The sequence below is a fragment of the Micromonospora sp. PRAS1 genome (genome assembly GCF_059553435.1).
Genome location: NZ_JCANNB010000013.1, coordinates 73,056 through 88,120, shown reverse-complemented (window position 1 = coordinate 88,120; position 15,065 = coordinate 73,056). Strand labels below are relative to the sequence as shown.

The following is a 15,065-nucleotide window of genomic DNA, read 5'->3' as shown; positions in this document are numbered from 1 at the left end:
TTACCACCACCTCGTCACAGCCCGTTCCGGGAGATCACCTCCTGGTACCACCGGGCACTGGACTTCGGTGTACGCCGCTGGGTGAGGTAGTCGACGTGCACGATGCCGAATCGCTTTCGGTACCCCTCGGCCCACTCGAAGTTGTCAAGCAATGACCATACGAGATAGCCGCGCAGGTCGACGCCCCGGGCGATGGCCTCGTGCGCCGCGCGCAGGTGGCCGTCGAGGTAGGCGATCCGGTCGGCGTCCTGCAACGGGCTGGTCGGGTCGGCGGTCTTGTCCGGAAAGGCCGCGCCGTTCTCGGTGATCAGCAGCGGCACCGCCGGGTAGTCGGTGGCGATCCGCTCCAGCAGCCGGGTCAGCCCGGCCGGCTCGATCATCCAGCCCATGTCGGTGAGCGGACCGACCGGCGGCAGGAACTCCACTGCCCCCTCGGTGCCCGGGAACGTGCCACCACCGCCCGCGCCGTCCGGCCGCCCGGCCACGTAGGTGGGTGCGTAGTAGTTGATCCCGAGCAGATCGATCGGCGCACCGATGATCTTCTCGTCGCCGTCCTGCACGAACACCGGCTCGACGAGCCGGGCGACGTGTTCGCGGACGTCGTCGGGGTAGCCGCCGGCCAGCAGCGGATCGAGGAAGATCCGGTTCTGGAGGCCGTCGACCAGGCGTACGGCGGCGGCGTCGGCGGCGCTGTTCGGGTCGGCGGGGCGTACGTCGGCCGGGTTGAGCGTGATGCCGACCCGGCCGGCACCGGCGGCGCGCAGCGCCTGGGCCGCCAGGCCGTGCCCGAGCAGCAGATGGTGCACGGCGGCGAAGGCGGCACCCGGATCCTGCACCCCGGGCGCGTGCACCCCGCTGCCGTAACCGAGGTACGCCGAGCACCACGGCTCGTTGAGCGTCGTCCAGGTGCCGATCCGGTCGCCGAGTCGGGCGTACACCGCCGAGGCGTAGGTGGCGAAGTGCTCGGCGGTCTCCCGGGCCGTCCAGCCGCCCCGGTCCTCAAGCGTCTGCGGCAGGTCCCAGTGGTAGAGGGTGACGATCGGATCGATGCCCCGGCCCAGCAGCGCGTCGGTCAGCCGGTCGTAGAAGTCCAGGCCGCGCGGGTTGACCGGGCCGCTGCCGTCCGGCTGGATCCGGGGCCAGGAGACCGAGAACCGGTACGCCTGCAACCCCAGCTCCGCCATCAGCGCCACGTCGTCGGCGTACCGGTGGTAGTGGTCGCAGGCGACGTCGCCGGTGTGCCCGGCGTGGACCTTGCCGGGCGTACGACTGAAGGTGTCCCAGATCGATTCGCCACGCCCGTCGTCGCGGGCCGCGCCCTCGATCTGGTACGCCGCGGTGGCCGCACCCCAGAGGAAGTTTTCGGGAAATCGAAGCTCAGTCACGCCTTGACCGCACCTTCCATGATGCCGCCGATGATCTGGCGGCCGAACACGACGAACACCAGCAGCAGCGGCAGTGTGGCGATGGCCGTACCGGTGAACACCTGGGACATGTCTTGGTAATAACCATCGGACAGGGCCCGCAGGGACAGTTGCACGGTGGGGTTCTCCGGATCGTTGAGTACCGCGTACGGCCAGAGGAAATCGTTCCACGTGGTCATGAAGGTGAGAAGGCCGAGCACGGCGGCGGCCGGACGCAGCGCGGGAACCACCACGTTCCAGTAGATCCGGGCGGTGCCGCAGCCGTCCACCCGGGCCGCCTCGATCAACTCGGTGCTCACCGCCTGGCCCGCGTACTGCCGCATCATGAACACCCCGAATCCGGTGACCAGGACGGGCAGGATCACCGCGGGCAGCCGGTCGTTCAGGTTGAACTTCGTCATCAGCATGTACAACGGGATGATGCCGAGTTGGGTGGGCACCATCATGGTCGCGATGATGACCATCAGCAGCGCGTTGCTGCCCCGGAACCGGAGCTTGGCGAAGGCGAAGCCGGCCAGGCTGGAGAAGAGGACCACCGAGATGGTGACAGTGGTCGCCACGATCGCCGAGTTGATCAGCCCGGTCAGGAAGTACGCGTCGGTGTTGGCGAAGAGTCGGGCGATGTTGGCGCCCAGGTTGCCGCCCGGGGTCATTGGCGGTGGCAGCTGTCCCATCGCGTCGCTGGAGCGGCTGGCCACCACGAACATCCAGTAGATCGGGAAGATCGACAGGACCGTGGCGGCGATCAGCGCGAAGTAGGTGAGCGGGCTTGCCCGCCACAGCTTGCTCATCGGGTTCTGCCCTTCCGCTTGCCGGTGTCCGGCCGGGCACCGGCACCGAGCCGGCGGATGATCAGTACGTTGATCGCCGCGACGATGGCGATCAGGGCGAAGAGCAGCCAGGCCACCGCCGAGCCGTAGCCGAAGTTGTAGTAGGGCGCGAATGCGTTCTCGAACATGTACATGGTGAGGGTCTGCGACTCGCGCAGCGGTCCGCCCCGGATCGCGTTGGTGCCGGAGTGGAACAACCGGGGCTCGGTGAAGAGCTGGAGCCCGCCGATTGTGGAGATGATGACGCAGAAGATGATCGTCGGCTTGAGCAGCGGCACGGTGATGGACCAGAACTGTCGCGCCCGGTTCGCGCCGTCGATCGCCGCCGCCTCGTACATGTCGCGGGGGATGGCCTGCATGGCGGCCAGGAAGATCAGCGCGTTGTAGCCGGTCCACCGCCAGTCGACCATCGCGGAGATGGCGATCCAGGAGGCGAACCGGTTGGACTTCCACTCGATCCCGTCGACGCCGACCAGGTCGAGCAGCCAGTTGACCATGCCGAACTCGCGGCCGAACAGCACGCCGAACACGATCGCCACGGCCGCCGTGGAGGTCACGTTCGGGATCAGCACCGCCATCCGCCAGCCGGTCCGGAAGCGCAGCCGCCGGTTGAGCAGGTTGGCCAGCCAGAGCGCCAGCAGCAGCTGCGGCACGGTGCTGATCAGGAAGATGCCGAGGGTGTTGACCACCGAGTGCCAGAAGTCGCCGTCGGCGAGCAGCCGGGTGTAGTTCTCGGCACCGATGAATGTGGGATCGGTACCGAGCAGGTCCCAGTCGTGCAGCGAGACCCAGAAGGTGTACGCCAGCGGCCAGGCCCCGAAGATCGCGAAGACCAGGAAGAACGGGGCGATGTAGAGGTAGGGCGAGTACTTCGCGTCGATCCGGCTCAGCCGGCCGGAACTCGCCGGGCGGGTGGTACGCGGTGCCGGTGCGGCCGGTGGGCGCGCGTTGAGCTGCAACGCCATGACCCGTTGACTCCTTTCCCGCCCCCGCCCCGCGCCGATCCTCCGGCCGGTCGCCGCGCCCGGGACGGACGCGACACGGCAGTGGATCGGCGACGGGGTGGGGAGGCGTCGGGCCGGTTACTTGGCGGCGGCCTTCTTGGCGTTGGCGATCGCGTCCTGCCACCCCTGGTCGGGGTTGCGCTGACCCAGCTCGACGGTGCGGACCGCGTTCTCCACCTCGGTCCGTACGGCCTGGTTCTTCGGGCCCATGTAGACCGGCTTCAGGGTCTTGGCACCTTCCCCGAAGATCTTGCCGACCGGGGCCTCGGAGAAGTACGCGTTGGTGGCCTCGGTGATCGCCGGGTCCTCCAGCGCCTGCGGCGACGAGGGCAGCGGCCCCTTGGCCTTGAACGCGCCGATGTGGCCCTGCGGGCTGGTCAGGAACTTGACCAGCTTGATCGCCTCCGCCTGGTGCTTGCTCTGCGCCGGCACGGCCAGGTGCGAGCCGCCCCAGTTGCCGCCGTCGCCCGGCACCCGGGCGATGTCCCACTTGCCCTTGGCCTCCGGCCCGGCGTTGCCCTCGATGACGCCGGTCATCCAGGCGGGGCAGGCGATGGTGGCGAACTTGGCCTGCTTGAAGGCGGAGACCCATTCCTCGGACCAGGAGCCGTACTTGCCGGAGAGGCCGGCGTTGATGATGTTCATCGTGGTGTCCCAGGCCTGCTTGACCGCCGGGTTGCTCTCCACCACCAGGTTGTCGCTGGTGTCGTAGTAGTGGTAGCCCTGCGCCTTGCCTGCGGTCTGGAGCACGATTGTGTTGAAGGTGTTGGTGGCCGCGTCAAGGAACGAGGCGCCGGTGTTCGCCGCCTTGAACTTCTCACCGGTGGCGATGTACTCCTCCCAGGTCGGCCAGAGCTTGGACACCTCCTCGCGGTCGGTGGGCAGCCCGGCCTTGGCGAACAGATCCGTGCGGTAGCACATCGCCATGCCGCCGACGTCGGTGCCGAGCCCGATCAGCTGCTGGCCGTCGGCGGTGAGCCCCTGGTTCCACTTCCACTCCAGGAAGTTGCCCTTGAGTTCGGCGGCGCCGTGGTCGAGCAGGTTGACGAAGTTGTTCGGGTTGGCCTTGTACTCGACCATCAGGCCCTCTTCGATGGCGACCACGTCGCCCGCGCCCTTCCCGGCGGCCAGCCACTGGGTCAGCTTCGGCGAGTACTCGTCGAGGTTGCCGCCGGTGCCCCGCTCGACGATCTTCACGCCGGGGTTGGCGGCCATGTACTCCTGGTAGAGCTGCTCGTAGCCGAACTGCCCGAAGACGTCGACGGTGAGGGTTATCTGGCCGTCGCCGGCGGCGTCTTCGCTGCTGCAACCGCTGGTGACGAGCAACGCGCCAGCGGCGGCCAGGGCGACCGCAGCGCGGCGGTGGCGGGAAAATGTGCGCATTTTCTGGTGACCCCTCTCAGGTGGGGTGGTGGTGGGATGAGTCTGAGAGCGCTCTCACGTAGCCTGCGGTCCGCCCCTGACCGGTGTCAAGAGAGCGCTCTCTCGGCGAGGTCACAGAATGGCCACGAGCGGCCCTCCCGGTCGGAGAGCCGCTCGTCGCGCCCAACTCAATCCCGCATGAGCGGTCAGCCGGTGCGTACCCCGTCGAGCAGGGCACGGTCGCCGGCCACGGTCAGCGTGTCGAAGCTGACCCGTCCCCAGAGCGCCAGCAGCAGGTCGCTCGCCGTGCCGCTGACGTGCACCCGGGCGGGGTGCTCGTCGTGATCGAGGATGGTGCCGGTGTCCAGCAGGGCGACGCCCTCGCCGCGCAGCCGCAGGAACCATTCCTGGGCGGCGTCGGTGGCGCTGAGCCGGACCATCCCGCGCCACTGCCCGCTCGCCGCCCGCCGACCCGCCGGCAGCCAGGTGTCCAGCACCTCGCTGACCCCGTCGGCCGCGAGCTTCGCCTCGATCGGTTCACCCGCGGCGATGGCCAGCTGGGCGTCCCAGCGGTGCACCGCCGTCTCGTGCGCCATCCGGCGCGGCCAGAAGCCGGCCCGCTTCGGCTGCGGAGCCCAGTTCCACGCCGGTGCCTCCGGGTCGAGCGTCTCGAAGAGCGCCATCAGTTCGTCGTACGCCTGCTGCCACTGCTGCACGGCGGTGACCCCCGGCACGGGCTCGGGGCGCTGCGACCGGGGCTGCTCCGGCGGCGAGCTCTCGCCCGAGCCGGCGACGGTGCGGACCCAGCGGTAGATGCCGGCGAGGTGCAGGGTCAGATCGGTCACCGTCCAGCCGGGGCAGGAGAGCACAGGTGTCTCGGGTGGGGCCTCGGCCACCGCGGCGGCGAACGCCGGGCCCTCCGCCCGGAGCGCACCGATCCAGAAGTCCTTGGTGCCGTGCATTCTGCTCATCGCCATCCTCCCGGGGGTGACCGGACCACCTGTGGGGTGCCGCGGCTACCCCTCAGCCTAGGGTGAAAGGTGTGTCTGACGTCTACGCCCAGCCGACAGCTGCCGCTGAACCCGTCACCCCGGGCGAATTGTCGCAATGCACCACATTGTGCCTCGGTGGCCCGGCCGGTCGGATCGTCCCCGCCACCAGCGCCGAGGAAATCGTCGCCCGGGTACGCGAGGCGGGCGAGAACCTGCTCCTGCTCGCCGGTGGCAGCAATGTGGTGATCGGTGACGTCGGCTTCCCGGGCACCGTGGTCCTGGTCCGCTCCCGGGGCCTGCGGGTGCTGGCCGAGGAGGAGCAGTCGGTGACGATCCGCGTCGAGGCCGGTGAGCCGTGGGACGAACTGGTCGCCGCCACGGTGGCGAACGGCTGGTCCGGCCTGGAGTGTCTCTCCGGCATCCCCGGCTCGACCGGAGCCACCCCGATCCAGAACGTCGGGGCGTACGGGCAGGAGGTCGCCGAGACCATCACCGGCGTGCAGGTCTACGACCGCCGGGCCGGCACGGTCGGTCGGGTCGCCGCGGCCGACTGCGGTTTCGCCTACCGGGCCAGCATCTTCAAGTACAGCGAGCGTTGGGTGGTGCTCTCGGTCGACTTCCGGCTGACCCGGTCGCCGCTCTCCGGTCCGGTGCGCTACGCGGAACTGGCCCGGGCGCTCGGCGTCGAGGTCGGCGACCGGGTGCCACTGGAGCAGGCCCGCGCCACGGTGCTGCGGTTGCGTGCCGGCAAGGGCATGGTGCTCGACCCGACCGATCCGGACACCCGCTCGGTCGGCTCCTTCTTCACCAACCCGGTGCTCGACGGCGCCGACTACGAGCTGCTGCGCGAGCGCGCCGCCGACCTCGGGGAGCCGCCGGCCTGGCCGGGCACCGGGGGCGTGGTGAAGGTCAGCGCGGCCTGGCTGATCGACAAGGCCGGCTTCGGCAAGGGTTACCCCGGCCCGGAGGGCGTCGCCATCTCCAGCAAGCACACCCTCGCCCTCACCAACCCGACCGGCGCCGCCAGCACCCGGGCCCTCCTGGCCCTCGCCCGCGAAATCCGCGACGGCGTTCACGCCCGTTTCGGTGTCACCCTGCACCCGGAACCCGTCCTCATCAACTGCACCATCTGACCCACCCGCCCTCTACCCCGTTGATCATGAAGTTATAGCCGGGGTAAGGGCTTTCCTTGGCAACAACTTCATGATCAACGGGGTGAATGGGTAGGGGCGACGGAGGGCCAGGGGAGCGTGACTTCGCCCTGGCGCCAGCGGCGAGGGCGGTCGAGGACGGGCCAGCCCTGGGCGCGGAGGGCGGCCACGCTGTGCAGCCAGCGTTGGCGGGGGCCGAAGGGGGCGTAGCCGGCGGCGGCCCGCCAGGCGTCGTCCAGCGCCCGGATCAGCTCGTGGATTCGCTCACCTGGGACGTTGCGGTGGATCAGCGCCTTGGGCAGCCGTTCCGCCAACTCGGCCGGGCTATGCATGGTGGTCAGTCGGGCGGCCAGGGTCAGTGAGCGTGGCCCGTCGGCATCGAGCAGCACCCAGCCGCCGAGTCGCCCCAACTCGTCGCAGGTGCCCTCCACGACCAGCCCGCCGGGGGCCAGCCGGGCGGTGAGCGTGGCCCAGGCGCCGGCCACCTCGCTCTCGTCGTACTGGCGTAGCACGTTCGCCGCCCGGACCAGGGCCGGGCGTAATCCGGCCAACTCGAACCCGCCCCGGGCGAAGGTCAGGCCGGGCGGGTCGGCGGCGGGCTGGGCGGCGGCGACGCGTACCGGATCGATCTCCAGGCCGACCACCCGTACGTCGGCGCGGACCCGCGCGGCGAGCCGGGCGCGCAGCTCCACCGCGGTCACCGGGGTCGCACCGTAGCCGAGGTCGACCACCATCGGGTCCGCCGCGCCCCGCAGCGCCTCGGCGCAGGTCTCGACGATCCAGTTGTCCATCCGACGCAGCCGGTTGGGGTTGGTGGTGCCCCGGGTCGGCACGCCGAGTGGCCGGGCGGGTCTGGCCATCGCGCGATCAGCCTGCCCGGTGCACCTTGTGCTGGGCGGCCTGGGCCAGCGGGCGGACGACCAGCCGGTCCACGTTCACGTGCTGCGGGCGAGTCGCGCACCACGCGATGCAGTCGGCCACGTCCTCGGCCACCAGCGGCTCGGCGACCCCCGCGTAGACCGCCTCGGCCTGGTCGGCGTCGCCGCCGAAGCGGACCAGCGAGAACTCGTCGGTCTTCACCATGCCCGGGTCGATTTCGATCACCCGGATCGGCCGCCCGCACAACTCCAGGCGGAGCGTACCGGCGATCGCGGTCTGCGCGTGCTTGGCGGCGGCGTAGCCGCCACCGCCCTCGTACACGATGAAACCCGCGGTGGACGAGACGATGACGACGGTGCCGGCGCCGGAGGACTCCAGCGCGGGCAGCAGCGCCTGGGTGACGCGCAGCGTGCCGAGCACGTTCACGTCGTACATCCACTGCCAGTCGCCGATCGCGCCGGACTCCACCGGGTCCAGCCCGCGCGCCCCACCGGCATTGTTTACCAGCAGGGTCACCGGCCCGGGTGCCGACTGCGCGGCCCGCGCGAGCGCCGCCACGGACTCGTCCGAGGTGACGTCGCAGGCCACCGCCGTGGCGTCGCCGCCGGCCGCGGTGATCTCGGCGACCAGGCTGGCCAGCCGATCGGTACGCCGCGCGGCGGCCAGCACATGGAATCCCTCGGTGGCGAGCCGACGAGCGGTGGCCGAACCGATCCCGCTGGAGGCTCCGGTGACGATGGCGACGCGACTCATCCGGCCATTCTCGCTCCCCGCTCTCCGGCTGCCGGCACCCCCCGCGCGATGAGGTCGGTCGGGCGTTGTCCGGCTGCCGGCACCGCCAGCGCGATGAGGTCGGTCACGCCCGGAGGGGCCGACCGACGTATTTCCCGCCGCCGATCGGGAAGATGTAATCCGGCGTAAAGGTTGACGCAAGAGCGCGCCGGTCGTGCGAGACGGCATCAACCGTGGCAAAGGGAGCGGACGTGGCGGTAGAGCACACCGGTGTCGGTCGTCAACGAGGTGCCCTTCCGTGGCCGCGGCCCCGACGGATCGCGACGCTCTCGGTGCACACCTCACCGCTGCACCAGCCGGGCACCGGGGACGCGGGCGGCATGAACGTCTACATCCTGGAGGTCGCCCGGCGGCTGGCCGAGGCGGACGTCGAGGTGGAGATCTTCACCCGGGCCACCTCGGGAGACCTGCCACCCGTGGTGGAGGTGGTTCCCGGGGTGCACGTCCGGCACGTGATGGCCGGCCCGCTGGAGGGACTCACCAAGGAGGAACTGCCCGGCCAGCTCTGCGCCTTCACCGCTGGTGTGCTGCGGGCCGAGGCGGCCCGACCACCAGGCCACTACGACCTGATCCACTCCCACTACTGGCTCTCCGGGCAGGTCGGCTGGCTGGCCAAGGAGCGTTGGGGAGTGCCGCTGGTACACACCGCGCACACCCTGGCCAAGGTGAAGAACGCCCGGCTGGCCGCCGGTGACCGGCCGGAACCCAAGGCACGGGTGATCGGCGAGGAACAGGTGGTCGCCGAGGCCGACCGGCTGGTGGCGAACACCCGGGTCGAGGCGCGGGACCTGATCGACCGGTACGACGCCGACCCGACCCGGGTGGCGGTGGTCGAGCCGGGCGTGGACCTGGACCGCTTCCGTCCGGCGCTCGGCGACCGGGCCGCCGTCGCGACCGCCGCCCGCGCCCGGTTGGGCCTGCCCCTCGGCGGTCACCTGGTGGCCTTCGTCGGCCGGATCCAGCCACTCAAGGCCCCGGACGTGCTGATCCGCGCGCTCGCCGCACTGGGCGAGCGGGATCCGGCACTGGCCCGCGAGGTGACGGTGGTGATCTGCGGCGGTCCCAGCGGCAGCGGGCTGGACCGGCCCACCGCCCTGATCGAGCTGGCCGCCTCGCTCGGCGTCACCGACCGGGTGCACTTCCTGCCGCCGCGGACCGGTGCCGACCTGCCCCTGCTGTACCAGGCGGCCGACCTGGTGGCGGTGCCCTCGTACAACGAGTCCTTCGGGCTGGTCGCGCTGGAGGCCCAGGCCTGCGGTACGCCTGTGGTGGCGGCGGCCGTCGGCGGCCTGGTAACCGCCGTCCGGGACCAGGTCAGCGGGGTGCTGGTGCGCGGCCACGACCCGGGCGACTGGGCGACCACCCTGGCCCGCCTGCTGCCCGACCGGGCACGTCGGGCCGAGTTGTCCGCAGCAGCCGCCGAGCACGCCCGCAACTTCTCCTGGCACCGTACGGCTGACGCCCTGCTCGCCGTCTACGGCGAGGCGGTCGCCGCCCACCGCGCCCACCTGACCGCCACCCTCGCCACCACCCGCTCCTGGTGAGCCTAGAGTTGCTTGGATGAGTGACCTTGGGGCCCTGATCGAATCGGTCTGCGCCGAGCGGGAGCTCGCCTGCGAGTCCACCGGCCCGGGGTCGTACGCGGTGACCCTGCCCGGCACGCACAAGCTCAAGACGATCTGCCACCTGATCGTCGGCGAGCACGCACTGCGGATCGAGGCGTTCGTGATGCGCCAGCCGGATGAGCGGCGCGAGGAACTGTGGGCGTGGCTGTTGCAGCGCAACGCGCGGATGTACGCCGTCTCGTTCTCCATCGACGCCGTCGGCGACGTCTACCTCACCGGCCGGGTCAACCTGGCCGGAGTCGACGCGGACGAGTTGGACCGGCTGCTCGGTGCGGTGCTCACCTACGCCGACGAATCCTTCGACACGATGCTGGAGATCGGCTTCGGCAGCTCGATCCGGCGGGAGTGGGAGTGGCGGGTCAAGCGGGGTGAATCAACCGCCAACCTCGCGGCCTTCGCGCACCTCTTCGAACCGTCCGGTACGGGGACAACTGCGGAGGATGGTCCCGCGCGACCCTGAGCCACGTGCCCAAATCAGGCTGACGACCTGCGGGCGGCATGGTTTAGGCCGGCGTCCCTGGGTAAGCGCGCACCGCGCGGTGCGGCGTTTGGGACCCGCCGCGCGCCGAGACTGAGTGTCGAGGAGCGTGAGCGTCCATGGCTCAGCGAAACAGCTCGGGTCGCGGCGGGACCGCGACCAGAACCACGCGGCAGGCCGGCAACCAGAGCCCGAACACGCCACGGATCTCCGAGTCGGAGATCTCCCGGATGCGGGTGGACGACATCCGTGGCCAACTGCGTCGGTACGGCGTCTCCGGCATCTCCGCCCTCCGCAAGCCGGAACTGGTGAAGACGCTGGTGAAGGCACTCCGGTCGGGTGGGGCAGCCCGGCGGAGCAGCGGACCGGCCGGGCGGGCCAGCGCCACCAGGGCGTCCGGTGCCAGACCGGCGGCGTCGGGGCGTACCGCTGCCGGTCGGGCCGCCAAGGCGGCTCCGGCGAACCGGGCCGGCGCCGGCCGGAAGGCGACCGCCGGCACCGCCCGGAAGGCGGCTCCGCGCAAGTCGACCGCCGCCCGGAAGTCGACGACCGCCCGGAAGTCGACCGCCGCCGGGAAGTCGACCGCCGCTGGGAAATCGACGACCGCCGCTGGGAAATCGACGACCGCCGCCCGGAAGAGCACCGCCGGCACCGCTCGGAAGGCCACCGCCGCGGTGAAGAAGGCCGCCCCTCGGAAGGCACCGGCGAAGAAGGCTCCCGCTCGTGGGGCCGCGAAGACGGCTCCGGGGCGTGCTGGTGGCGCAGTGCGTACCGGCCGGTCGACCGCTCGGTCGTCCCGGTCGTCGCAGGTGATCGCCTCGCTGCAGGATCGGCCGGAGCGTCCGGGCCGTAGCCTGGTCACCACCAACCACGAGGTCATCCAGCGCTGGGCCCGGGAGCGGGGTGCCAAGCCGGCGACGATCAGCGGCACCGAGCGGGACGGCCGGGCCGGGGTGCTGACGTTCAACATCCCGGGTTACCGGGAGAGCAGTCGGATCCGTCAGATCACCTGGGATGAGTGGTTTCACACATTCGATTTGCGGCGGCTGAACCTGATCTATCAGGAGCAGTTGCGGGACGGCCGGCAGAGCAACTTCTTCCGGACCGAATCACCCGATCGGGAGGACGCGTAAGGCGTTTGTGGGAATGCGCGGCGGGTATGCGCTGTTGGCTCTGCACGTGGGCCTGAAGCGCTCGTCCGGGCACGGACACCGCCGCTGTGACGGGCGAGACAGCGATTCAGGTTGAATCGTTGCCGGCAGGCCAACTAGCTTTATTGCACCACGCAACGCTCGGAACCGTTCGGGGGAGCGGTAGATCGATCAGATCTGTGCACCGGGTGGGCGTGGGGGACAGGTGGACCGAAACCGTTGGGGGACGGTGGCCCACCTGTTTGGACCGGCGGCGCGAGCGGGCGTCGCTTACGGGGGTGAGCTTCGCCCGCCGCCGCCGGTCGTACGACGTGTGCCCGGCATGGTTCATGCCGGGCACATCACGTCGTAGCCGCTATCTCCGGGTATCGGTGGCGACCGGCTCGGCCGCCTGAGGCGCGGCGGGCTGGGGCGCGGTCGACTGGACGGTCACCACCGGCCCTGCTCCAGCCGTACGCAGCGCGAGCGCCCGCCGCTCGCGGGCCGGCCCGGAGAGCAGGTGCCCCACCGCCATCACCGCACCGATCGCGGCACAGCCGAGCCAGAGGGTGGCGTTGCCGGCCTGCTCGCGTACCAGTCCACCGAGGATCGGCGCGATGGCCCCGGCCACCTGCCAGGAGAGCGAGAAGACGCCCTGGTAGCGACCGCGCAGCTCGGTCGGGGAGAGTTCCGCGATGAGGGTGGCGTTGGACGGGGACTGGAGCATCTCGCCGACCGTCCAGATCAGCACGGTCAGCCCGTAGAACCAGGCGACGTCGGCGAAGGCGGTCAGCCCGAAGCCGACGCCCACCACCACCGAGGAGAGAGCGAGCACGTGGGAGCGGCTGCGACCCCGGATGAGCCGGGGCACGAAGAGTTGGCCGACCACGATCAGGACCCCGTTGAGCGCGATCACCGCACCGTACGTGGCGGGCTTCAGGCCCGAGTCGGCCATGGCGATCGGCAGCATCGAGATGTGCTGGAGAAAGATCAGCGCGCCGAGCAGGTTCAGGGTGACGAACCCCAGGTACACCCGGTCGGAGAGGATGGTCCGCAGCGCTCCGGCGGGAGCGGCGCCGGACCGCCTGGCGACGGTGACCGTACGGGTCTCCCGCACCTTCACGAAGATGATCAGTGCGGTGACCACCGTGGTTGACGCGTTGACCACGAAGAGCAGGAGATAGCCGGCCTGGGCCGCGAATCCGGCGAGCACCGCCGCACAGGCGAAGCCGAGGTTGATCGCCCAGTAGTTGAGCGAGAAGGCGCGCAGCCGGTCCCGCTCGGGCACCACGTCGATCATCATGGCGCCGAAGGCGGGCCGGGCTGCCTCGGCGAAGAGGCCGAGCAGCAGGGCACCGACCGCGACCGCCCACAGCTCACGGGTGAAGCCGAGGGCGAGCATCATGACCGCCCCGCCGAGGTGGGCCGTGAGCAGGGTCGGACGCCGTCCCCAGCGGTCGGCCAGCGTACCGCCGACGGTGGTGCCGACCGCGCCACCCACGCCCCAGAGGCCGAGCACCAGGCCGGCCTGGGTGGCCGAGAAGCCACGCTCCTGGGTCAGGTAGATGGCGAGGAAGACGAGAACGAACGAGCCGAGCCGGTTGATCAGGGTGCCGGTCCAGAGGTACCAGAAGGTCTTCGGTAGCCCGCCTGTGGTTTCCCGGAACCAACCCCGCATCGCGCGCACGCCCGCGCCCCCGTTCCCGTAATGACCGATCATGTTGCAGCGCCTTACAACCTAGTGCCGGGCCGGAACCGGGGTCACCGCGTTTTCCACGTGGTGGTCGTCACCACCCTTCCCGCGCGTCCCGCGACGCGTTGCGGCAGGATGATCGGCATGACAGCTAGCGAGGGGCCCACCGTCGGGACGCTGGTCCTGCTGCGGCACGGCGAGAGCGACTGGAACGCCAAGAATCTCTTCACCGGCTGGGTCGATGTGGACCTGACCGAAAAGGGGGAGAACGAGGCGCGCCGCGGCGGCGAGCTGCTGCGCGAGCACGGCCTGCTGCCGGACGTGGTGCACACCAGCGTGATGCGCCGCGCGATCCGCACCGCCGAGCTGGCGCTCAACGCCGCGGACCGGCACTGGATCGCGGTGCGCCGGTCGTGGCGGCTCAACGAGCGTCACTACGGCGCCCTGCAAGGCAAGAACAAGAAGCAGACCCTGGATGAGTACGGCGAGGAGCAGTTCATGCTCTGGCGCCGTTCCTACGACACGCCGCCCCCACCCATCGCCGACGATGACGAGTGGTCTCAGGTGGGCGACCCGCGATACGCCCTGCTGCCGACCGAGCTGATGCCGCGCACGGAGTGCCTCAAGGACGTCGTGGAGCGGATGCTGCCCTACTGGTACGACTCGATCGTGCCGGACATCCTGGCGGGCCGGACGGTGCTGGTGGCCGCGCACGGCAACTCGCTGCGCGCGTTGGTCAAGCACCTGGACCAGATCAGCGACGAGGCGATCGCGAAGCTCAACATCCCCACCGGGATCCCGCTGCGCTACGACCTGGATCCGCTGCTGCGCCCACAGACCCTGGGCGGCACGTACCTCGACCCCGCGGCAGCCAAGGAGGCCGCCGCCGCGGTGGCCAACCAGGGCCGCTGAACCTTCTGTTAATAAGGGCCCCCTGCTATACGCGAGGCGTTAACAGGGGGCCCTTCCTTGCGCTAGACCGGCTCGCCGGTGATCAGGTAGACGACGTGTTCGGCGGTGTTCACCGCGTGGTCGGCGAACCGCTCGTAGAAGCGGCCGAGCAGGGTGGCGTCGATGGCGGTCTCCACGCCGTACGGCCAGTCCGCGCCGAGCAGCACCCCGAAGAGGCCCTTGTGCAGCTCGTCCATTGCGTCGTCGTCACCGTCCAGCTCGGCGGCGAGGGTGGCGTCCGGGTGGGCCAGCACCGAGGCGATCTTCTCGGCCATCCGGTCGGCGATTGTCGCCATGTCGGTGAAGACCGGCCGTAGCTCGGCCGGGACGGCGGGCGACGGATGCCGGCGCAGTGCGGTCTTGGCGACGTGGTCGGCGAGGTCGCCCATCCGTTCCAGGTCGGCGGCGACGTGCAGCGCGGTGATCATGGCACGTAGGTCGGAGGCGACCGGTGCCTGCCGGGCCAGCACCTCGCAGACCCGCTCCTCCACCTGCCGGTAGCGACCGTCGATCTCGGCATCTCCCTCGATCACCGCCTCGGCGGCTTGGCGGTCGGCGGTGAGCAGGGACCGGGTCGCCTGCCGCAGCGCGGCCCGTACGCCCTCGGCCATCTCCACAAGCAGTTGGCTGACGGCCTGGAGTTCGGCCCGGAACTCGTCGCGCATTCCTCACGTCCTGTCGATTCGGTGCCGGCGTCCGGGCCGGCGGGGCTTTCACGCGGGTCGCCGCCCAAGCTAGGGCCCGGGGGAGGACC

The 15,065-nt window shown here is 70.6% G+C and carries 14 protein-coding genes; 5 read left to right on the top strand and 9 right to left on the bottom strand.

Annotated features, from left to right (window positions below):
• Nucleotides 1-14: 14 nt before the first annotated feature.
• The 5 genes from AC507J_RS14755 to AC507J_RS14735 all read right to left on the bottom strand — a co-directional run bounded on the left by AC507J_RS14755 (nt 15) and on the right by AC507J_RS14735 (nt 5,591).
• The gene (locus tag AC507J_RS14755) at nt 15-1,385 is read right to left on the bottom strand and encodes a GH1 family beta-glucosidase (RefSeq protein ID WP_496289718.1); all 1,371 of its coding nucleotides are present in this window, start codon (nt 1,383-1,385) and stop codon (nt 15-17) included.
• Nucleotides 1,382-2,215 carry a carbohydrate ABC transporter permease gene (locus AC507J_RS14750; RefSeq protein ID WP_496289717.1) on the bottom strand — a complete coding sequence of 278 codons (834 nt, stop codon included), beginning with the start codon at nt 2,213-2,215 and terminating at the stop codon, nt 1,382-1,384. Before AC507J_RS14750 ends, AC507J_RS14755 begins: the two co-directional genes overlap by 4 nt.
• Nucleotides 2,212-3,219 (bottom strand): carbohydrate ABC transporter permease, encoded by a 1,008-nt coding sequence (locus tag AC507J_RS14745; protein WP_496289716.1) that lies wholly within the window; start codon nt 3,217-3,219, stop codon nt 2,212-2,214. The genes AC507J_RS14750 and AC507J_RS14745 overlap by 4 nt, the downstream gene beginning before the upstream one ends.
• A gap of 117 nt (nt 3,220-3,336) precedes the next feature.
• Nucleotides 3,337-4,641 (bottom strand): ABC transporter substrate-binding protein, encoded by a 1,305-nt coding sequence (locus AC507J_RS14740; RefSeq protein ID WP_496289715.1) that lies wholly within the window; start codon nt 4,639-4,641, stop codon nt 3,337-3,339.
• A gap of 185 nt (nt 4,642-4,826) precedes the next feature.
• Nucleotides 4,827-5,591 (bottom strand): maleylpyruvate isomerase family mycothiol-dependent enzyme, encoded by a 765-nt coding sequence (locus AC507J_RS14735; RefSeq protein WP_496289714.1) that lies wholly within the window; start codon nt 5,589-5,591, stop codon nt 4,827-4,829.
• 71 nt (nt 5,592-5,662) lie between these two features.
• Between AC507J_RS14735 and AC507J_RS14730 the strand changes: the two genes are divergently transcribed.
• Nucleotides 5,663-6,745: a UDP-N-acetylmuramate dehydrogenase gene (locus AC507J_RS14730; RefSeq protein WP_496289713.1), complete on the top strand. Its 1,083-nt coding sequence runs from the start codon at nt 5,663-5,665 to the stop codon at nt 6,743-6,745.
• Between the two features lie 74 nt (nt 6,746-6,819).
• Here AC507J_RS14730 and AC507J_RS14725 read toward each other — a convergent pair whose 3' ends face one another.
• Nucleotides 6,820-7,623, bottom strand: coding sequence for a class I SAM-dependent methyltransferase (locus tag AC507J_RS14725; RefSeq protein ID WP_496289712.1), 804 nt, complete (start codon nt 7,621-7,623; stop codon nt 6,820-6,822).
• Between the two features lie 7 nt (nt 7,624-7,630).
• Nucleotides 7,631-8,395, bottom strand: a complete 765-nt coding sequence (locus AC507J_RS14720) for an SDR family NAD(P)-dependent oxidoreductase (protein WP_496289711.1) — start codon at nt 8,393-8,395, stop codon at nt 7,631-7,633.
• 230 nt (nt 8,396-8,625) lie between these two features.
• Between AC507J_RS14720 and mshA the strand changes: the two genes are divergently transcribed.
• The 3 genes from mshA to AC507J_RS14705 all read left to right on the top strand — a co-directional run bounded on the left by mshA (nt 8,626) and on the right by AC507J_RS14705 (nt 11,670).
• The gene (mshA, locus tag AC507J_RS14715) at nt 8,626-9,978 is read left to right on the top strand and encodes a D-inositol-3-phosphate glycosyltransferase (protein ID WP_496289710.1); all 1,353 of its coding nucleotides are present in this window, start codon (nt 8,626-8,628) and stop codon (nt 9,976-9,978) included.
• Nucleotides 9,979-9,994: 16 nt separating this feature from the next.
• Nucleotides 9,995-10,519 carry a type III secretion system chaperone family protein gene (locus AC507J_RS14710; protein WP_496289709.1) on the top strand — a complete coding sequence of 175 codons (525 nt, stop codon included), beginning with the start codon at nt 9,995-9,997 and terminating at the stop codon, nt 10,517-10,519.
• Between the two features lie 248 nt (nt 10,520-10,767).
• A complete protein-coding gene (locus AC507J_RS14705) occupies nt 10,768-11,670 on the top strand; it encodes a hypothetical protein (RefSeq protein ID WP_496289811.1) in 903 nt (300 codons plus the stop codon).
• Between the two features lie 373 nt (nt 11,671-12,043).
• Here the strand turns inward: AC507J_RS14705 and AC507J_RS14700 are convergent, their stop codons facing one another.
• Nucleotides 12,044-13,345, bottom strand: coding sequence for an MDR family MFS transporter (locus tag AC507J_RS14700; protein WP_496289810.1), 1,302 nt, complete (start codon nt 13,343-13,345; stop codon nt 12,044-12,046).
• Nucleotides 13,346-13,504: 159 nt separating this feature from the next.
• On the opposite strand from AC507J_RS14700, the gene AC507J_RS14695 reads away from it, so the two are divergent.
• On the top strand, nt 13,505-14,272 hold the full coding sequence (locus AC507J_RS14695) for a phosphoglyceromutase (protein ID WP_496289708.1): 768 nt from the start codon (nt 13,505-13,507) through the stop codon (nt 14,270-14,272).
• 62 nt (nt 14,273-14,334) lie between these two features.
• Here AC507J_RS14695 and phoU read toward each other — a convergent pair whose 3' ends face one another.
• Complete coding sequence (gene phoU / locus AC507J_RS14690) at nt 14,335-14,976, bottom strand: phosphate signaling complex protein PhoU (RefSeq protein ID WP_496289707.1); 642 nt, start codon at nt 14,974-14,976, stop codon at nt 14,335-14,337.
• Between the last annotated feature and the right edge of the window lie 89 nt (nt 14,977-15,065).